This is a genomic window from uncultured Aquabacterium sp., from assembly GCF_947366995.1.
Classification (GTDB): Bacteria; Pseudomonadota; Gammaproteobacteria; order Burkholderiales; family Burkholderiaceae_C; genus Aquabacterium.
Map to the genome: position 1 here is coordinate 183486 of NZ_CANBCC010000001.1, position 18927 is coordinate 202412.

The following is an 18927-nucleotide window of genomic DNA, read 5'->3' on the forward strand; positions in this document are numbered from 1 at the left end:
CGCGCGGAGGCGCATCACATCCTGCCGTCGTGCTGGGCGCCGCCGCTCAGGTCGGCCATGTCCGGGGTGACTTCGGCAAACTTCAGCACCCGTCCACCGAATTGTCCGGCGAAGGCCTGGGCGTCGGCTTCGCGGGTGAAGCTGGCCAGCGTGGGGCCCATGGAGCCATGGCGCTTGCTGCCTTGCACATAGAAGCCCTTGCGGGCGTCGAACCAGTGGCCGCGCGGCTGGTCCCAGTCGGCCTTGGCCATGTCCTGCACGTACACCGCCAGGATGGGACGCGTCTGCTCGGGCTTGAGCAGCGCCGAGAACATCTCCACCGTGTCACAGAACCAGTGCGGCTGGGCGTCGCCCTGGTAATGGATCTGCGCCTTGGGGCCAGGGTAGTCGGCCAGCAGCATGCCGTCCAGGTCGCAGGTCGAGTCTGCTTCGATCTCGACGGCGGCGATGGTTTGATCAGGCTGGCGTTCGCAGGCGCTCAGCACCAGGGTGGCACCGGCCAGCAGCAGGAATTGTCGGCGGGGAATCATGGTCGGAATCTCCAGGCAGCCAGACCCAGTGGCGCAGCAATCCAGGCCAGCATGGCGCCGCCCAGCAGCCAGGGATTGGCGAGGGCGGGTGGCACGATGCTGGTCAGTCCGTAGAGGGTGCGCATGTCGTCCAGCGAGAACACATTGAGGATGCGGAAGAGGTCGGCCGGGTTGCACAGCAGCAGCCATGGCAGGGACTCGCCACCCAGCCGGCCGGCGCTGGCCACCAGCACACCCAGGAGCAGCAGGTCGAACACCAGCACGAGCCCGAACCACAGCGTGATGGCCAGCCCGGAGGCCCGGGCGCGGTCGTGTGCCAGCACCGAGATCAGCACCGCCAGGCTGAGGAAGGTCAGGCCGAGCATCCAGGCGCTGGCCACGAAGCCGGCGTAGTGGTAAAGGCCGGCCAGCCCGAACTGGCGCCACAGCAGCCCGCCCACCAGCGTGAAGCCCGCCAGGGTCGACAGCGTGAGCGCCATCGCGAGGCCGAGGTATTTACCCAGCAGCAACTCCTGGCGCGTGATGGGCAACGACAGCAGCAGATCCAGTGAGCCGCGCTCGCGTTCGCCCACGATGGCATCGAAGCCCAGCAACAGCGCAATGAGCGGCACCAGGTAGATGACCAGGCTGACGAGGCTGGCAATGGTGAGCTCGATGGAGGTGGGGCCGACCTGGCCCTGCGCGGCAGCGCCGAAGTAGGTGATGAGCAGGGAGGCCACCGTGAAGACGAGGGCAACGACCATGACCCAACGGTTGCGCAGGCGGTCGCTGAATTCCTTGCCGGCCAGCGCGCGGATCTGGCGCCATTCGAGAAGGCAGGCGGCACTCATGCTGCACTCCGGAGACCGAAGAAGAGGTCTTCAAGCGAGGGTTCGTGGATCTGCACGTCTTCGACGCCCGTGCCGCTCGCCATGAGCACCTGCAGCACGGGTAGTTTCAGTGCGCGGGCGCAGGTGACCTTGAAGCCGTCGGCATGCGGTGCGACGTCTGTAGGCCGCAGTGCGGCGAGCCGCGCCATCAGCGCGGAGGCTGCGCCCGGTGCAGCGCGCACGGCCATCGTCAGCGGCAGGCTGCTCTGATCCCGCAGGGCGGCCACGCTGCCGCAGGCCATCACACGGCCGCTCGCCATGATGGCGAGCCGGTCCACACGGGCCTCCAGTTCGGCCAGGACGTGCGAGGTGATCACCATGGTGACGCCGCGCGCGCGCAGCACGTCGAGTTGCGCATAGAAATCGCGGGTGGCGGCTGGATCCAGCCCCGTCGTGGGCTCGTCGAGAAACAGCAGGTGGGGCTCGCCGAGCAATGCCTGGGCAAAGCCGAGGCGCTGGCGCATGCCTTTGGAGTAACCGCGCACCGGCCTCATGGCGGCATCCTGCAGGCCCACCTGTTCGAGCAGAGGCAGGCACGAGGTCAACGGTGCGCCCTTGAGCCGCGCGAAGAAGTGCAGGGTCTCCAACCCGTTGAGGTTGTCATAGAGCACGAGGTTCTCGGGCAGGTAGCCGATGCGGCGGCGGGCCTGGCGGAATGAGGATCCATGCACCGGGCTGCCCGCCACGCGCAACTCGCCGGAGGTGGGCGCGATGAGGCCGAGCATCATCTTGAACAGCGTGCTTTTGCCTGCGCCGTTGTGCCCGATGAGGCCGAAGAGTTCGCCGCGTCGCACATCGAGGTCGACGCCGTCAACGGCATGGACTGCGCCATAGTGCTTTCGCACCCGCCGCAGGGTGATGGGGTCAGGGTCGGGAGGGGTCAAGCCAATGGCTCCATTCGGTCTGGTGAGGGCGCAGGCGAGGGCTGGGGTCGACCACGCTGGGCGCGCGCAGGACAGGGAACTGCTGGCTCAGCAGGCGCAAGGCCTGCACGGCCGGGCTGCCGAGCAAGAGCTTCATCGTGGGGTAACGCCATTGCAGGCGATCGACCAAGTCATTGGCTTCGTAGGGCACGTCGCCCAGGCCGTTGCCATCGCGGTCCCAGCCGAGGTAGTTGCTCCAGTGGTTGCCCAGCTCACCAGGCTGTCCCACGGCGGGGCCCCATCGCTCATCGCGTGAGCCGAGGTAGCGCACCTGCTCGCCATTGGCGATGAAGTCGTTGCCCTGCACCACGTTGCGCGTCGAGCCCGCGGCCAGGTGCACGCCCGTTCGGTTGCCGATGACGAGGTTGCCGCGCAGCGTCGCGTACTCGACGTCGTAGATGAAGAGGCCGCGCTCGTTGTCGGCCACCACGTTGCCTTCGATCACCGAATCCTGCAGCGTGCGCAGCATGATGCCGTGGTCGGCGTTGGCCCAGGTGCGGTTGTTGCGCACCACCTGATCGCGGACCTCCATCAAGGCGAGGCCGCCGCGGTTGCGGTAGCTGTCATTGCCCTCCCAGAGGTTGTGGTACGAGTTCATGTAGTGGCTGCCGTAGCGGCTGTGATGCAGCTTGTTGCCCTTGAACTCGGCGCGATGCGACACATCGATGTACAGCGCATCGCGCACGAAGCTGATCTGGTTGTTCAGGATGCGGGCGCCCGTGGTGTTGTAGAGCTGGATGCCGTTGCCCCGTTGCGCGGAGTTCAACTCGCGCAGGCCGGTGATGACGTTGCCTTCAATGCGCACGTCGTTCGCCTTCTCGATCCACAGGCCGAAGAGGTTGTAAGTCAGATCGCACCCGCGCACCACGGCGCGGTGAGCGCCGGGCTGCAGGTAGATGCCCGCGTGCTGGTGCTTCAGGCTGTGGCCGGAGTCGCGCACGATCAGGCCTTCGATGACGACATCGGGGGCCGTGACGCGGATGGTGTCGGCCTCGAATCTCCCGCTCAGCGTGGGTCGTTGCCGGCCTCGCAGGGTCAGGGGGCGGTCCACGCGAAGCGGCCCGCTGTAGTGTCCTTTTTCGATCTCCAGCACGTCACCGGGGCGCGCGCGGTCGATGGCAGCCTGGATCGATTCGCCAGCGTGGACGCGGACGGTGGCGGCGTGAGCGGCCATGGCGCCGAGCAACAGCAATCCGGTCAGCACGAAGTTCTGAGCGTGGCGATGCAGCACGGTCTTACCCCAGCCAGCCCATCGCCTTGAGGACTAGGAACAGCGTGGCCCCGACCAGCAGGTTCTTGAAGCCGACGTAGCTCAGCATGTCCATCCAGGAGGCATGGCGGTAGTTCGCCCGCCACCACGGGCCATCCTTGACGTAGCGGCGTCCACCCATGCGGATCAGCACCTCATACACGCTCCAGCCGAACCACCAGCCGATCAGGGCGCCTGACGACAGCCGCCCCGTGGCAGCCAGCAACCACGCCACGCTGGCCGCGATGGCCAGCGACAGCCCCGCGATCTGCAGTGCGCGGTGATGACGCCAGCCATCCCGGCTCCAGGGCCACAGGTGATCTCGCACCTCCGCCATGGCCCAGCGCAGGCCCCGTGTGCCGGTCGCATACGGCGGCGTCACCGCGTCCGTCGGCCAGCGCGGATCCGGCCCCTGGGCCACCTTGTCGCTCATGCGCACCGGCTCGGCCGCAATCGGGATGTAGTAGCCGTTTTCGCCAATCGGGGTGATCAGCAGGCCATCGCGTTCACGGCGCTTGCGCTCCTTCGACAGCGGCGGGCAGCCGTGCTGGTCGGTGTAGAGCACCATGCAATCCAGGCAATGCAGGCATTCGCGATGGTCGATGCGGCCCTTTTCATCGATCGCCAGCGAGCCGCATCCCACCGCACACGCCTTGCAGCTGTTGCAGTCCTGTTTGCGGCGCAGGCCGAACCAGCGGAAGGTGCTGGGCATGGCCAACGCCGCGCCCAGGGGACAGATGTACTTGCAATAGGGCCGTTCGATGAACAGCGACACACCCAGCAGCACGCACACGAACAAGCCATAAGGCCAGGCACGGTTGTGGATGCCGACCAGGAAGGTGGTCTTGAAAGGCTCCACCTCGGCCAGCATCTCGGCCAGGCCCATGGAGAACATGGACACCGTGAGCAAGCCGAAGAAGATCGCGTACTTGAGCCACTTGAGCCGATCGTGCACAGGGCGGGGCAAGTGCCGTTGCCAGCGCTTGAGGCCCACCTTGCCGCCGATCTTGTAGAGCGCCTCCGACAGCGAGCCGAAGGGGCACATCCAGCCACAGAACAGCCCGCGCCCGAACAGGAACACGGTCAGGATGATGAAAATCCAGAACACAAAGATGAACGGGTCCGACAGGAACAGGGACCACGTCCACTGGAACAGCACCGAGTGGAACCAGGTCAGAACCTGCGTGATGCTGGGCTGCGCCATGACGCCAAAGCCCACGAACACGATGCTCAGCACCCAGGCGCTGTACTTGAATGCGTTGACGGGCCACTTGTTCTTGTGGGTGGACAGGCGCGTGAGCCGCTCGCGCATCGCGTACACGATGGTGACCGCCACCAGCAACGCCACGAACAGGCCGATCGACACGGCCCGGGTGCGCCACACGCGCTGCCACGGTGCCTCGTCTTCCGTCACTTCGGGGCGGCCGCCTTCCAGCATCTCGGCTGGCATCCAATAGCGGGCATCGAAGCTGGCGAAGCTGCGTGTGCCGGTGGCGCGGTCCACGCGGTTGCCCATGAAGCTCAGCTTCCAGGGGTAGGCCGCCGAGAAGCCCTTGGCCCGAACGATGAAGATGGCCGATTCGTTGTAGCTGGGGGCGCCTTGCGCGCTCAGCCCATACAGATTGAGGTAGTCCAGATCACGGAAGGTGTAAGCGTCGTGCCCCTGCTTGATCTGGATACGGTCATAGATACCGCCGCGCACGAAGCCCGATCCCTTGAAGGATTCTTCGCCCGCCGTGCGAATGACGAAGAAGGCATGTTCCCCTTCCTTCAGTTGCCCGCGCAGGCTGGCCCAGCCGTCCTGGCCCAGCAGGCTCGTGCCCAGATCGGGCTGGTTCAGGTCGCCAAACCACAGCTCGATGAAGGGCTCGTTGCCCCGCGCCAGGCCCACCTGCTCGGGCTTGACCAGCAGGCGCTGCACGGCCCCCATCTTGACCAACTCGGGCCAGGACCAGCGCTGGCCCGTGGTGTTAAAGCGCGCAGCCGGTCGCACATCCGGTGCCAGGATGCCGACCTGCCGTGCGACCGCTGCGCCGGACAGGCGCATCACCTGGTTCTGGGCGATGACGGTGACGGTGGCTCCCGAGATCGCGTCGACGCCCAGCACGCCTTCATCAGGCCGCGAAGGGCCGACTTCGATCTTGTCCTTGACAGACTTGCCAAGGTACTGGTTGTTGAACTTGATCAGCGCCGATTCCGGGATGCCCAGCAGCAGGATGGGTTCGGAGTGCTTGAGCACCTTCACGCCCACATACCGGCCCAGGGTGTCCATGCCGATCAGCGTGACCACGGGCTTGCCCGAGTAGGCCGGAGTGTCCGTGATGTCAGTGGAGAGCATCACGTAACCCAGCACTTGCTTCTTGCCGGCCACGGCGTCGCCATAGGCCTGCACGTAGGGCGGTTGCCCCATGCGCTCGGAAAAGCCCTTCGCGCGGGGGAACACCTCATGGCATGGCACGTGCGCGCACAGGTCGCGCACGGTGCCCAGATCGTCCGGCAGGGCTGCCTCATAAGCACCCGTTGCAGCCTGCGCAACGGACACCAGGGACAGAAGGGCCAGTGCAGCCAATGCGCGCTGCACCAGGCGAGCCCAGCAGGAACGAACTGTGTGAAACATCATGCCTCGACGATCATGCGCGTGCGCATTTCAAGGTGCAGGGCATGGCAGAAGTGCGTGCAGTAGCACCAGAACACGCCAGGCTTGTCTGCAATGAACGTGACGGAGGCCGTCTCCTGCGGGTTCACGATGAAGTTCACGTTGTACTTCGGGATCGCGAAACCGTGGGTCAGGTCTTCGACCTTGTCCAGGTTGGTCAGGATCAGCGTGACCTCGTCGCCCTTCTTGAGCTTGAACTCGCGCAGACTGAAGGCGGGAGCCTGCGATGTCAGCTTGACCGTGACCTTCTTGCCCTGACGGAACACGCCCGATTCCTTCGGATCGCGGATCGCCAGCGGGAAGTCGTCATGCGAGTAGATCTGCTTGGGCTTGACGATGTCGCGTTTGAAGATGATGAAGTCGTGCGGCTCGCCGCGCACCGGGTGGTCGGCCATCAACTTCATCTTGTCGCCCGAGATGTCGATCATCTGCTCGTTCTCGGGGTGCAGCGGGCCCACGGGAAGGAAGCGGTCCTTCGAGAACTTGCAACCCACCGCGAGGTACTTGCCGTCGGCGGCCTTGGTTTCCGAGTGGCTGGCGTTCAAGTGGCCCGGCTGGTATTGCACATCCAGGCGGTCGACCACGTACTTGGCGCTCTTGTCGCCGGCGTGGAACTTGATGGCCGCGTCCACGTTCCACTTCACCACCTGGCTGTCCAGGAAGAGCGTGGTGTAGGCATTGCCACGGCCGTCGAACGCCGTGTGCAGAGGGCCCAGGCCCAGCTCGACCTCGGCCACGATGGCCTTGTCGACATCGGGCAGCTTGCCCTCGAAGTAGTCCAGCACCTTGCTCAGTTCGATCACGGTACCGGTGGGCGAGAGCTTGCCAGCACAGATGAAGTACTTGCCATCGGGGCTGGCGTTCACGCCGTGCGGGTTCTTGGGCACGGACACGTAAGCGGTCAGCGCGGTCTTGGGATCCTTGTTGGCCTCGCGCGTGCCGTCCACCACGGGCACCTTGGAGTCGCCGATGGTCTTGAACTTGCCGGCCTTGATGGCGGCTTCGATGCGGCCCACGTTGAAGAACAGGCAGGCATCGCGTTCGGCCGACATCATGTCTTCATAGTGCGCACCCATCTCGACGTTGTACTGGTTGGTGGCCGCGAGCTTGCCGTCGTACGAGGTGGCCACCAGGTCGCAGTTGCCGTCGATCAGCACCTGCCAGCGCACTTCCATGGTCTCCGCGTCCACGCACGTGAACATCGAGCGGTACTTGCTGTCGTCGTCGGTGCCGACGTTGTTGGGCAGTGGGATGGCGAACTCGCCACCGCAGAACACGCGCGTGGTGTAGTTGATCTTCGGGTCGATCGGGTCGGCCTTGTCCGGGAAGATGCCGTGGAAGCCCTGCACATTGGGCAGTTCGGTGATCTTGTCGCAGACGAAGTAATCCAGGCGGATGCGGGCGATGCGCGAGTTGATCTTGTCGTTCACCCAGGCATAGCGGCCGTCGTAGTTGCCGTCCTTGTACGACGCGTGCGTGTGGTGGGTGTCGGCCACCGTGTAGCGCAAGGAGCCATCGGGCTTGGTGCCCATGATCTTCTTGGACTCGTTGGTGATCCCCCAGCCCACGAGCGCATCGGGGTTGAACACGGGGATGCGCAGAATTTCGCGGCCGGACGGCAGGCCCAGCACGCGCATGTCGCCGGTGTGGCCACCGCTCCACAAGCCGTAGTAGGTGTCGAGTTCACCGGGCTTCAGGTGCACGCCGGCTTCGGCTGCGTTGCCCGCAGGGCCGGACCCGGCAGCCGATGCGGCCGGGGCTGCGCCCACGCCCTTGTCCGTGCAGGCCACGGCGCCCAGGGCAAGCCCCGAGAGTGCGGCGCGGCTCATGAACTGTCGGCGTCCCTGACCGATGGTCTCGGGGTTCTGCGGCTTCTTGATCTCTTGGTCTTTCATGATGACAACCTTTTGTTGGGCTTGACTCAGGCGGCAGGAGGACCTCGTGCCGGTGGTGGCACAAGGCGTTGGTGAAAAGCGGGAGAAGGAGGCAGCGCATCCGCGACCGACGTGGTGCGCACAAGCGTGGGTCGCAACGTGGAAAAGGGGGGTAGAGAGGCGTCCGACGGCATGCACTGGCCGCATTGGCCATGCTGGTGCGCAGTGCCACCCGGGGCGTCCTGATCGGTCTTGACCACGCTGACGATCGCCCCACCACCGCGGCAGATGGTGTCGAGCGTGAGCGGCCTGAACAAGGGGGCTGCCATGCTGTGCCCCCATGCCATCAGCACGACCACCACGACCCAGGTGGGCAGGCGACGTACGAGGCGAAGGATCGACATGGTGGCGGATGTGGCTTGCAGAAAAGCATCCGCATCGTCGGAGTCGCGGGGCGCCGTGTCCTTGAACCAGTTCAAGATTCACCAAGGTCCAACAAGGCGCGTGGCGATTGAGGAAATGCGCTTGGCGGCGTCGTGGGCGGCGCTCCAGAATCAGGCGACTGAACCGCGCTTGTGGAGACGCACCATGCACATTCGAGAACTGACCATGATCACCCTGGCCGCGCTGAGCCTGATGGCTTGCGGCAAGCAGGAACAGGCGCCCGCCGCCGCTCAGAACCCGCCGTCGGCCAGCGTGGCGACCACCGAAGCGAGCCCGCCGGCGGCGCCCGTGGCCGAGAACACACTCGGCAAGAGCGTGTATGGCAAGACCTGCGCGATGTGCCACGCAGCCGGCGTGGGCGGGGCACCGAAGCCCGGTGACAAGACCGACTGGGGCCAGCGCCTCGCGCAGGGCGAAGGCGTGCTTTATCAGCACGCCCTTGAAGGCTTCACGGGTGCGAAAGGCATGATGCCGCCGCGGGGTGGCAGCCCTGCGTTGAAGGATGAAGAGGTCAAGGCCGCGGTCGACTACATGGTGGCGCAGTCGCGCTGAATGCCATGGCTGCACAGCTTGGTCTGACGCGCAGGCAGTGGCTGGGGGCGACGCTGCTGATTCCGCTCTGCAGCGCCCGCGTGGCGTCGGCCCACAGCGCCGCCAGCCACGACAGCCGCACGATGATGGGCACCCGGGTGGACATCACCGTGCAGCACCGCGATGCCGCCTTGCGTGAGAACGCAGTGCGGGCAGCGTGGGCAGAGATGGGGCGCCTGGTGGGCAACCTGAGTCGTTATGAGCCCGACAGTGTGGTGGCCATGCTGCAACGGCAGGCCGGTCGCACGCCGGTCCGCATCACGCCCGACGTGATGAACGTGCTGAGCGAAGCCCGGTCGCTGTCCCGCATCAGCGGCAGTGCGTTCGACATCACGGTGGGCGCGTACGCCGGATGGCGTTTCGACGCAGAGCATGCCGCCATGCCGACACCGGCCGACCTCGCGCAAGCGCGCACGCTGGTTGACCACCGCGACGTGGTGCTCGACACCCGCCATGGCACGGCCTTCCTGCGTCGGCCCCACATGCGGCTCGACCTGGGCGGCATTGCCAAGTTGCCCATCCTGGAGGCCGGCATGGCCGTGCTGCGGCTGCACGGCGTGCAGGACGCGCAGATCGACGGCGGAGGGGACGTGATCACCTCCGGGCAATGGCAAGGGCGCGACTGGCGTGTGGGCATCCGGGACGCCCATGCGCCCGATCGCCTTGCCGGTGTGGTCACGCTGCGCGATGGCGTGGTGGCCTCATCGGGCGACTATGAGCGTTGCTTCGAGCGTGGCGGTCAGCGCTATCACCACATCCTCGACACGCGAACCGGCATGCCGACGCAAGGGCCGAATGGCGTGGTTCTGGTGGCCCGCGAGGGGGCAGCGGTCAATGGCCGTGGCGCCGCCCTGATGGCGGCCAACCCGGCACAACGCGCGGCAATCCTGGGCGACCTTCAAAGCCGGGCCGACGTTCTGGTGTTCGAACGCGATCGGACGCGCTGGCACACCGCCGGCATGACGCGGTGGCTCAACGCCTGAGCCAGCGCCCTCAGGGCGCGCTCTGCGCGGCCTGAGGAGTCCGGGCTTCGCCTTCCTGAGGCGGTGTCCACGTGTCCCAGTCAGGGCCGAACAGCTCGGCCGGATGGGGCGTGCGATCCGAGCCATTCCCGCATGCCATCGACCCCGCGGGGCAGTATTTGTCGCAGCCCCAGCACATGCGTTCGGGGTGGGGTGGATTGATCGGAAAGCGTTTGCGCACGCCGCAGTGTGTGCCGCCTTCCCCAGCATGGTTTTGATCCGCGTCAGCCTTGCATCCCTGCGCGGCATGGGGATGTTGCCCCGTTCTCTTAAACATGCATCGATAATGCATATTCAGAAAGGACCCCTCACCATGCTGACCGAGACCACCCGTACCCTCGTCAAGGCCACCGCCCCTGTGCTTCAGGCACACGGGGTGGCCCTCACCACCCACTTCTATGCGCGCATGTTCCAGCACAACCCGGAACTGCGCGAAGTGTTCAACCAGGGGCACCAGCGCAATGGCGCGCAACAGCAGGCGCTGGCCATGGCCGTGGCCGCCTATGCCGAGCACATCGACAACCCCGGTGTGTTGATGCCGGTGCTCGAACGGGTGGCGGCCAAGCACGTCAGCCTCGGCATCCGGAGCGAGCACTACGCCATCGTGGGGCGCCACCTGCTGGCGTCCATCGCCGAAGTGCTGGGTGAGGCGGCGACCCCCGAGTTGATCGACGCCTGGGCGGCGGCCTATGGCCAGCTGGCCGACATCATGATCGGCATGGAGCGTGCGCTGTACGACGAATCGGCCACGCGCGAGGGCGGCTGGACCGGGTGGCGTACCTTCCGCGTCCGTCGCAAGCAGCCGGAAAGCGAAGAGATCACTTCCTTCGAACTGGAGCCGGCCGATGGGGGCAAGGTGCCGCACTACCGTGCCGGGCAGTACGTCTCGATCCGCGTGGTGGTGCCTGAGCTGGGTTACCGGCAGCCGCGTCAGTACAGCCTGTCGTGCGCCCCCGGTCAGGATCACCTGCGCATCTCCGTCAAGCGTGAGCGGGATCCGGCTCAGCAGGCAGAGGGCATGGTGTCCAACTTTCTGCACGGGCACGTTGCAGAGGGCGACCTGATCGAAGTGGCGCCGCCGGTTGGCGACTTCTACCTGCACGAAGACCGCGACAGCCCGGTGGTGCTCGTCAGCGCCGGGGTGGGCATCACGCCCATGGTGGCCATGCTCGAACGGTTGGTGCAGACCGGTTCGCGCCGGCCTGTGCGCTTCCTGCATGCCGCGCGCCACGCTGGTGTGCAGGCCTTCGGTGCCCGGGTGGGCGAGCTGATCGAGCAATTGCCCGACGGGCAGGCCTGGATCGTTCACGAGCTGGCGCAAGACGGTCAGGGCGCTGGGGCCGCGCAGCGGCATGCCGTGGGCCGCCTGGACCTCGCCGCGCTGACCGGCACGCCGCTTCTTCCTCCGGATGCCGACCACTATGTGTGCGGCCCGGTGGGCTTCATGGCCGAGCAGATCCGCGCCCTGCGTGGCCGCGGTGTGCCAGCCGAGCGCATCCATGCCGAGGCCTTCGGCACGGGTGGCGTCCCGGCCTGAGCCGGGTGCTTCATGTCGGCTGCTTCGCGCCTTGGTTATGCTCGCTGATTCCGAGTACGAGAACGTCGAATGCAGCTGACACGATTCACGGACCTTGGCCTGCGCGTCCTGATGTACCTGTCCGGCTCACCGCAGGGCGAGGTCACCACCATCGGCGAGATTGCCGAGCGGTTCGATGTGGCGCACAACCACCTCACCAAGGTCGTGCAGTTCATGGGCCAGCAGGGTTGGCTGGTCAACCTGCGCGGCAAGGGCGGTGGCATCCGGCTGGCCCGGCCGGCCGAGGCCTATCGGCTCGGCGATGTCGTCCGCACGCTGGAGCGCACGGACGAGCTCATCAACTGCGGTGAGCCCCCCTGTGTGCTGCGTGGCCAGTGCGAACTCAAGGGCCTGCTGGGCGGCGCCACCGAGGCGTTCTATGCCGACTTGAATCGCCATACGCTGGCTGCCGCGGTGCGTGGCACAACGGGCGAGGCCATCGTGCGCCTGCACCGCCCGCCGATCCCGGCATCGCTCAGTCCACTCCCAGCAGAAACGCCAGTTCGTCGTCGGTGAAGCCGGCTGCCTTGCGCGCGGCTTCGTTGAAGGGCGGCCGCAGCCGAGGGGCCTCGTAACGGCGCACCAGCTCCGGGTACAGGTTCACGGCATCCACCCCACGTTGCTGGCAGAGCCGGTGAAACCACCGGTTGCCGATGGCCACGTGCCCCACCTCGTCGCGCAGGATGATGTCGAGGATCCCGACGGCCTCCAAGTCACCTGCGCGGGTCAGCTTGTCCTGGATGAGCGGCGTGGCGTCCAGCCCGCGGGCTTCGAGCGTGCGGGGCACCAACGCCATGCGGGCCAGGATGTCGTCGCTCGTTTTTTCGCACATGCTCCACAGGCCGTCGTGCGCGTCGAAATCGCCGTAGTCATGACCCAGCGTTCGCAGGTGATCCCGCAGCAGGCTGAAGTGCAGCGCCTCTTCGGACGCCACGCGCAGCCAGTCGAGGTAGAAGGCCACGGGCATGCCGGCGAAGCGCCAGCACGCATCCAGCGCCAGGTTGATCGCGTTGAACTCGATGTGGCAGATCGCATGCAGCAGCGCCGCGCGGCCCTCCAGTGTGAAGGGCGAGCGCGAGGGCACCTGCTTGGCCGGCACGAGGTGAGGGCGTTCCGGGCGCCCCGGCATGGCGGCCTGCTGTGCCGCGGTCAACCGCAGCGGGGCGGCGCAATCGTCTGCGCTCAGGCCCGGCACGTCGGGCACAGCCGCGTTGCCCGCTGCAACCGCCTGTATCGCATCGCCCCCCAGGCGCGCATACAGATGCCGGGCGGCGTCGGCCTTGGTGGCCGGATCAGGATTCAGCAGGATGGCAAGGGCTTCTTCACGTGCGGACATCCGCGTATTGTGCCCAGCCCCGTCGTGTCATTCAGCCCAGGTCACCCAGCCGAAGTGGGCCGTCACCAGAATGACGATGCCGAACGCAATGCGGTACCAGGCAAACGGATTGAAGTTGTGGCTCGACACATAGCGGATCAGCCAGCGCACGCACACCCAAGCCGACAGGAAAGCGAACACCAGGCCGGTGCCGAACAGCGGCAGGTCGGCCAGCGACAGCAGATGCCGTTCCTTGTAAAGGCTGTAGGCGCCGGCGCCCATCAACGTCGGGATGCCCAGGAAGAAGCTGTAGTCGGTGGCTGCCTTGCGCGACAGGCCCAGCATCATCCCGCCTATGATCGACGCGCCCGAACGGCTGGTGCCCGGCACCAGCGCCAGGCACTGCACCAGGCCCACCTTCAGCGCATCCATGGCGGTCAGGTCGTCCACCGTCTGCACGCGCGGGGCAGGGCGGCTCAGCGCCATGCGTTCGGCCAGCAGGATCAGGAATCCCCCGGCGATGAAGGTGACGGCCACCACCGTGGGTGTGAACAGGTTGGCCTTGATCGCCTTGCCGAACAGCAGCCCCAGGACGATGGCCGGTACGAAGCCAATCAGCACGTTGAGCGCGAAGCGCTGTGCTTTCGGCTCGCTCGTGATGCCGGTGACTGTGTCCTTTACGCGCTGCCAGTACACCAGCACCACGGCGAAGATGGCGCCGGTCTGGATCGCGATGTCGAACACCTTGGCCTTGTCGGCGCCAGCGCTGTGGCCGAAGTCGAGGAGCGAGCCGGCCAGGATCAGGTGCCCGGTGCTGGAGATCGGCAGGAACTCGGTGAGCCCTTCCACGATGCCCATGAGGGCGGCTTTGACAAACAGGATGACGTCCACGACTGGCACCGGTTGAGGGCTTGGGGGAAACGAGCACCGATGTTAGGCGACGGGCAGGGGGCATCAACCCGCCCTTCCCCAGGGACAGGGGGGCTTGTCTACACTGCGCCACATGCGGCACAGCCCCCGCGGTACCAAGGACGGATCACCATGAGCGACGATTACCAGGTCAAGAAAACCGACGCCGAGTGGCGGGCCCAGCTGGCGCCATTGGATTACGAGGTCACCCGCCACGCGGCCACCGAGCGGGCGTTCACCGGTCGCTACTGGGACCACTTCGCCGAAGGGCAGTACAAGTGCGTGTGCTGCGGTGTCACGCTGTTCGAATCTGAAACCAAGTTCGACGCCGGCTGCGGCTGGCCCAGCTACTGGCAACCCACCGAGCAGGCGCGGGTCGAGCGGGTGCTCGACACCAGCCATGGCATGACCCGGGTGGAGGTGCGCTGCCAGAACTGTGGCGCCCACCTGGGCCATGTGTTCGACGACGGGCCGGCCCCCACGGGTGAACGCTTCTGCATCAATTCCGCCGCGCTAGACTTCGAGCCGCGCCAGCCTTGAGACACCCATGAAAATCCTGTTCGACCTGCTCCCCATCATCCTGTTCTTCATCGCCTTCAAGTGGGGCGAAGGCCATCGGGAGCAGGCCGCGGCGTGGATGACGCAGTACCTCGGATTCGCCGTGTCCGGTGGCGCGGTGGGGCCCACCGAGGCGCCCACGCTGCTGGCCACCGTGGTCGTCATCGTGGTGACGCTGCTGCAGGTCGTGGTGCTGAAGGCGCTGCGCAAGCCGGTGGACCGCATGCTGTGGATCGGCCTGGGCATCGTCGTGGTCCTGGGCGGCCTGACGCTGTGGTTCCACGACGAGACCTTCATCAAGTGGAAGCCGACTGCGATCTACTGGGTGATGGGTGCGGGTCTGTTCGTCACCGAGGTGGTGCTGGGCAAGAAGATGCTCAACCAGATGATGGGCGGCCAGATCCAGGTGCCGGATGCCGTCTGGCGTCGACTGGGCTGGGCCTGGGTGGCCTTCTTTGCCGGCATGGGTGTGCTGAACCTGTACGTGGCCTTCAACTTTCCGACCGACATCTGGGTGAGCTTCAAGCTCTGGGGCAGCCTGGGCCTGACGCTGGTGTTCACGCTGCTGCAAGGGGTCTACCTGAGTCGCCACATGCCGGCCGAGGCCACCGACAAGGCCGCGTCCTGATGCCCGCCGTATCCGCTGAAGAACCTGCCATGAGCCAAGCCAACGCCTTTCCCGTCACCGCCGAGCAGATCGAGGCCGTGCTGCGCGCCGCCCTCGAGCCGGAATCCCTGCAGGTGGTTGACGACTCCCTTGCGCATGCCGGCCACGCCGGTTCCAGCGGGGCCTCCAGCGGCACGCATTTCACGGTGCAGGTAAAGGCGCGTTGCTTCAACGGACTGTCTCACGTTCAACGCCACCGCCTTGTGTATGATGCCCTGCGCAATCTGATCGCCCAGGGGATTCATGCTCTGGCGATCAAGGCCGAGCCCGTCTGAATTCCATTCAAGAAAGCGTTCCGCTCCTACCATGAAGACCTCTCGTATCGCCAAGGCTGCCGCGCTGGCTGCATCGCTCACGCTGGCCGCCCCGCTGGTGTTCGCGCAAAACATCGCCATCGTCAATGGCAAGGCTGTGCCCAAGGCGCGTGCCGAGGCCATGATCGAACAGATCCTGAAGCAACCCCAGCAGCCCGGCCAGCCTCCGCAAGAGCGCTCGCCCGAACTGGAGCAGAAGGTGAAGGACGAGGTCGTGCTGCGCGAGATCTTCATCCAGGAAGCCGAGCGCCGCGGTCTGCAGGGTTCTGCCGACTACAAGACGCAGATGGAACTGGCCCGCCAGTCCATCCTGATCCGCGCTCTGTTCCAGGACTTCGAGAAGAAGAACAAGCCGGATGAGGCCGAAGCCAAGGCCGAGTACGACAAGATCAAGGCTGCCAACGGCGGTCAGGAATACCGTGCCCGCCACATCCTGGTCGAGAAGGAAGACGAGGCCAAGGCCCTGATCGCGCAGATCAAGGGCGGCGCCAAGTTCGAAGACCTGGCCAAGAAGAACTCGAAGGACCCGGGCTCCGCTGAAAACGGCGGCGATCTGGACTGGGCGAACCCCGGCAACTACGTGCCTGAGTTCTCGCAGGCCATGACCAAGCTGCAGAAGGGCCAGGTCACCGACACCCCGGTCAAGTCGCAGTTCGGCTTCCACATCATCAAGCTGGAAGACGTGCGCACCGCCCAGTTCCCGTCGTTCGACGAGGTCAAGGGTCAGCTGATGCAGCGTCAGGCCCAGGCCAAGCTGGCCAAGTTCCGCGATGAACTGCGCACCAAGGCCAAGACCGACTACAAGTTCAGCGAGTAAGCGCTTCGGCCTGAAAGACAAAACGCCCCGAAAGGGGCGTTTTTCATTGGGGCGCCCGCACGCCCGTAAGGCGCAGGGCGTAAGCGCGCTTCAGGTGCGCTTGCGGAAGACTAAGTCCCACACCCCATGGCCCAGGCGCAGGCCGCGGTTCTCGAACTTGGTCAGCGGGCGGTAGGCCGGCTTCTCGGCGTAACCCTGTGCGGTGTTTTCCAACGCAGGCTCGGCTGACAGCACCTCCAGCATCTGCTGGGCATAAGGCTCCCAGTCGGTGGCGCAATGCAGGTAGCCTCCGGGCGCCAGATGCTGCACCAGCTTGGCCACGAACGGCGGCTGGATCAGGCGGCGCTTGTGATGGCGCTTCTTGTGCCACGGATCGGGGAAGAAAATGTGGACGCCAGCCAGCGAACCGGGGCGGACCATGTGTTCCAGCACCTCGACCGCATCGTGCTGAACGATGCGCAGGTTCGTCAGGCCCCGTTCGCCGATCTGCTTGAGCAGGGCTCCCACGCCGGGCTCGTGCACCTCACAGCCGATGAAATCGGTGTCGGGCAGCGTCTGCGCGATCTTGGCTGTGGCATCGCCCATGCCGAAGCCGATCTCGAACACCACCGGGGCCTCGCGCCCGAACGTGGCGGCCAGATCCAGCGGCTGCTGGGCGAAGGGCAGCACGAAGCGCGGGCCCAGTTCGCTCAAGGCGCGTGCCTGGCCCTCCGTGGTGCGTCCGGCGCGCATCACGTAGCTGCGAATGGTGCGGGGGTGTTCGGGGCGGTCACCGGCCGCGTCGGCGGCGGGCAGGGCCTCGCCGGAGGAGGCGGGCAGGGTCGGGTCGCTGGAAGACATGCGCGTTCGCTACAGGCGTCGGACGAAAGGACGAGAGTGTGCCTCAAAGCGTACCGGCGCTGCGCTAGAATGCGCAGCATTGCGGGTGTAGTTCAATGGTAGAACGCCAGCTTCCCAAGCTTGATACGTGGGTTCGATTCCCATCACCCGCTCCAGAATCGACAACGGCGCCCCTCGGGTCGCCGTTCTGCTTTTCTCGGCGTATCAGCCTCGGTTCACCGATCCAGCCCGCCGAGGCACACGTACTTGGTCTCCAGGTAATCATCCAGCCCCTGGCGCGCCCCTTCACGTCCCAGGCCCGACTGCTTGACCCCGCCAAACGGCACCTCGCAGGTCGAAATCAAGCCGGTGTTGACGCCCACCATGCCGTACTCCAGCGCTTCGCTGACGCGGAAGATGCGGCCCACGTCGCGGCTATAGAAGTAGCTCGCCAGCCCGAACTCGGTGTCGTTGGCCAGGTGAATCGCCTCGGCCTCGGTCTCGAAGCGGAAGACCGGCGCCACCGGCCCGAAGATCTCCTCCCGCGCCATGCGCATGCTCGCATCCACGTTGGCCAGCACCGTCGGCTGGTAGAACGCGCCGCCCGCCACGCTGGCCCGCGCCCCGCCGGTCAGCACGCGTGCGCCTTTGGCCAGTGCGTCGCCCATCAGCGTTTCGACCTTGTTCAGCGCCTCGGCGTCGATCAGCGGGCCTTGCACCACACCCGGCTCGAAGCCGTTGCCGACCTTCATCTCGGCCACCCGCGCGGCCAGCTTCTCCACAAACGTCTCGTAGATGCCGGTCTGGGCGTACAGCCGGTTCGCGCACACGCAGGTCTGCCCTGCGTTGCGGTACTTGCTCACCAGCGCGCCTTCCACGGCGGCGTCCAGGTCAGCGTCGTCGAACACGATGAAGGGCGCATTGCCGCCCAGTTCGAGCGACAGCTTCTTCACGGTGGGCGCGCACTGCTGCATCAGGATGCGGCCCACCTCGGTGGAGCCCGTGAACGACAGGTGGCGCACCGTGTCACTCGCGCACAGCACCTTGCCGACCTCGATCGACTGCCGGGCGTCGGCCGTGACCACGTTCAGCACCCCGGCCGGCATGCCCGCGCGCAAGGCCAGCTCGGCCACCGCCAGCGCCGACAAAGGGGTCGCCTCGGCCGGCTTGATCACCACCGGGCAGCCGGCTGCCAGCGCCGGAGCCACCTTGCGCGTGATCATCGCAATCGGGAAGTTCCACGGCGTGATGGCCGCGCACACGCCCACGGGCTGGCGCACCACCAGATAGCGCTTGGTCGGGTCGGTGGTCGGGATGGTCTCGCCGTAGGCGCGGCGGGCCTCTTCGGCAAACCACTCGATGAACGAGGCGCCGTAGCCCACCTCGCCGCGCGATTCGGCAAGGGGCTTGCCCTGCTCGGCGGTCATGATGCGGGCCAGGTCGTCAGCGTGCTGGTGCAACAGGTGGAACCACTTCATCAGGATGGCGCCGCGGGCCTTGGCCGTCAGCGCCCGCCAGGCCGGCCACGCGGCGTCGGCTGCCGCCACGGCGCCTTCGGTGTCCGATGCCCCCAGGTTGGCGACCTCGGCCAGCAGGGCGCCCGTGGCCGGGTCGTGCACGGCGAAGCGGCTGGTGCCGTCCACCCACTGGCCGTTGACGAGGGCCTCGGTCTTCAACAGCGTCGGGTCTTGCAGCGAGGCCAGGGGCGAGGCGATGGCATCCATGGTGTGGCTCCGTGACAGGTCTTGATGGCGGGCCATCATAGGGGGCGGCCCGAAATCTATAATCAGGGGC

At 66.2% G+C, this 18927-nt stretch carries 20 protein-coding genes and 1 tRNA gene; 9 read left to right on the top strand and 12 right to left on the bottom strand.

All coding sequences use genetic code 11. The features are described from left to right. Positions 1-14 precede the first annotated feature (14 nt). The 7 genes from Q0Z44_RS00855 to Q0Z44_RS18280 form a co-directional block, all read right to left on the bottom strand. Entirely contained in the window at positions 15-530 is a 516-nt protein-coding gene (locus tag Q0Z44_RS00855; protein ID WP_298008744.1) for a nitrous oxide reductase accessory protein NosL, read from the bottom strand. Beyond that, a complete protein-coding gene (locus Q0Z44_RS00860; protein WP_298008747.1) occupies positions 527-1360 on the bottom strand; it encodes an ABC transporter permease in 834 nt (277 codons plus the stop codon). Before Q0Z44_RS00860 ends, Q0Z44_RS00855 begins: the two co-directional genes overlap by 4 nt. Beyond that, entirely contained in the window at positions 1357-2283 is a 927-nt protein-coding gene (locus tag Q0Z44_RS00865) for an ABC transporter ATP-binding protein (protein ID WP_298008750.1), read from the bottom strand. Before Q0Z44_RS00865 ends, Q0Z44_RS00860 begins: the two co-directional genes overlap by 4 nt. Next, positions 2264-3496: a nitrous oxide reductase family maturation protein NosD gene (locus Q0Z44_RS00870; RefSeq protein ID WP_298008855.1), complete on the bottom strand. Its 1233-nt coding sequence runs from the start codon at positions 3494-3496 to the stop codon at positions 2264-2266. The genes Q0Z44_RS00865 and Q0Z44_RS00870 overlap by 20 nt, the downstream gene beginning before the upstream one ends. Positions 3497-3557: 61 nt before the next feature. Beyond that, positions 3558-6191, bottom strand: coding sequence for a NosR/NirI family protein (locus tag Q0Z44_RS00875; RefSeq protein WP_298008753.1), 2634 nt, complete (start codon positions 6189-6191; stop codon positions 3558-3560). Then, positions 6188-8122 (bottom strand): TAT-dependent nitrous-oxide reductase, encoded by a 1935-nt coding sequence (nosZ, locus tag Q0Z44_RS00880; RefSeq protein ID WP_298008757.1) that lies wholly within the window; start codon positions 8120-8122, stop codon positions 6188-6190. The genes Q0Z44_RS00875 and nosZ overlap by 4 nt, the downstream gene beginning before the upstream one ends. A 26-nt stretch (positions 8123-8148) precedes the next feature. Then, positions 8149-8505, bottom strand: coding sequence for a DUF2946 family protein (locus Q0Z44_RS18280; RefSeq protein ID WP_366517555.1), 357 nt, complete (start codon positions 8503-8505; stop codon positions 8149-8151). A 184-nt stretch (positions 8506-8689) separates the two neighbouring features. Here Q0Z44_RS18280 and Q0Z44_RS00885 point away from each other — a divergent pair, with 184 nt between their 5' ends. Both Q0Z44_RS00885 and Q0Z44_RS00890 read left to right on the top strand, forming a co-directional pair. Further along, positions 8690-9097, top strand: coding sequence for a c-type cytochrome (locus Q0Z44_RS00885; protein ID WP_298008760.1), 408 nt, complete (start codon positions 8690-8692; stop codon positions 9095-9097). Positions 9098-9102: 5 nt separating this feature from the next. Beyond that, on the top strand, positions 9103-10119 hold the full coding sequence (locus Q0Z44_RS00890) for an FAD:protein FMN transferase (RefSeq protein WP_298008763.1): 1017 nt from the start codon (positions 9103-9105) through the stop codon (positions 10117-10119). A 10-nt stretch (positions 10120-10129) separates the two neighbouring features. On the opposite strand, the gene Q0Z44_RS00895 is transcribed toward Q0Z44_RS00890, so the two are convergent. Continuing rightward, the gene (locus Q0Z44_RS00895; protein WP_298008766.1) at positions 10130-10339 is read right to left on the bottom strand and encodes a DUF3079 domain-containing protein; all 210 of its coding nucleotides are present in this window, start codon (positions 10337-10339) and stop codon (positions 10130-10132) included. 132 nt (positions 10340-10471) lie between these two features. On the opposite strand from Q0Z44_RS00895, the gene hmpA reads away from it, so the two are divergent. Continuing rightward, positions 10472-11695, top strand: coding sequence for an NO-inducible flavohemoprotein (gene hmpA, locus Q0Z44_RS00900; RefSeq protein ID WP_298008769.1), 1224 nt, complete (start codon positions 10472-10474; stop codon positions 11693-11695). A gap of 69 nt (positions 11696-11764) precedes the next feature. Next, on the top strand, positions 11765-12250 hold the full coding sequence (locus Q0Z44_RS00905; RefSeq protein ID WP_298008772.1) for an Rrf2 family transcriptional regulator: 486 nt from the start codon (positions 11765-11767) through the stop codon (positions 12248-12250). On the opposite strand, the gene Q0Z44_RS00910 is transcribed toward Q0Z44_RS00905, so the two are convergent. Both Q0Z44_RS00910 and Q0Z44_RS00915 read right to left on the bottom strand, forming a co-directional pair. Further along, a complete protein-coding gene (locus tag Q0Z44_RS00910) occupies positions 12210-13070 on the bottom strand; it encodes a ferritin-like domain-containing protein (protein WP_298008775.1) in 861 nt (286 codons plus the stop codon). The two genes, Q0Z44_RS00905 and Q0Z44_RS00910, sit on opposite strands and share 41 nt — an antisense overlap. Before the next feature lie 27 nt (positions 13071-13097). Beyond that, positions 13098-13940: an undecaprenyl-diphosphate phosphatase gene (locus tag Q0Z44_RS00915; protein WP_298008778.1), complete on the bottom strand. Its 843-nt coding sequence runs from the start codon at positions 13938-13940 to the stop codon at positions 13098-13100. Between the two features lie 150 nt (positions 13941-14090). Here Q0Z44_RS00915 and msrB point away from each other — a divergent pair, with 150 nt between their 5' ends. Genes msrB through Q0Z44_RS00935 form a run of 4 tightly spaced genes read left to right on the top strand, consistent with a single transcriptional unit; the run spans position 14091 to position 16314 of the window. Further along, positions 14091-14498 (top strand): peptide-methionine (R)-S-oxide reductase MsrB, encoded by a 408-nt coding sequence (gene msrB / locus Q0Z44_RS00920; RefSeq protein WP_109035641.1) that lies wholly within the window; start codon positions 14091-14093, stop codon positions 14496-14498. 7 nt (positions 14499-14505) lie between these two features. After that, complete coding sequence (locus tag Q0Z44_RS00925) at positions 14506-15144, top strand: septation protein A (RefSeq protein WP_298008785.1); 639 nt, start codon at positions 14506-14508, stop codon at positions 15142-15144. Positions 15145-15173: 29 nt separating this feature from the next. Continuing rightward, positions 15174-15458 carry a BolA family protein gene (locus tag Q0Z44_RS00930; RefSeq protein WP_298008788.1) on the top strand — a complete coding sequence of 95 codons (285 nt, stop codon included), beginning with the start codon at positions 15174-15176 and terminating at the stop codon, positions 15456-15458. A gap of 31 nt (positions 15459-15489) precedes the next feature. Continuing rightward, on the top strand, positions 15490-16314 hold the full coding sequence (locus Q0Z44_RS00935) for a peptidylprolyl isomerase (protein WP_298008791.1): 825 nt from the start codon (positions 15490-15492) through the stop codon (positions 16312-16314). A 90-nt stretch (positions 16315-16404) separates the two neighbouring features. On the opposite strand, the gene trmB is transcribed toward Q0Z44_RS00935, so the two are convergent. Next, positions 16405-17154 carry a tRNA (guanosine(46)-N7)-methyltransferase TrmB gene (trmB, locus tag Q0Z44_RS00940; protein ID WP_298008794.1) on the bottom strand — a complete coding sequence of 250 codons (750 nt, stop codon included), beginning with the start codon at positions 17152-17154 and terminating at the stop codon, positions 16405-16407. An 81-nt stretch (positions 17155-17235) separates the two neighbouring features. Between trmB and Q0Z44_RS00945 the strand changes: the two genes are divergently transcribed. Beyond that, a tRNA-Gly gene (locus Q0Z44_RS00945) sits at positions 17236-17309 on the top strand. A gap of 60 nt (positions 17310-17369) precedes the next feature. Here Q0Z44_RS00945 and Q0Z44_RS00950 read toward each other — a convergent pair. Continuing rightward, the gene (locus Q0Z44_RS00950; RefSeq protein ID WP_298008797.1) at positions 17370-18857 is read right to left on the bottom strand and encodes an NAD-dependent succinate-semialdehyde dehydrogenase; all 1488 of its coding nucleotides are present in this window, start codon (positions 18855-18857) and stop codon (positions 17370-17372) included. Between the last annotated feature and the right edge of the window lie 70 nt (positions 18858-18927).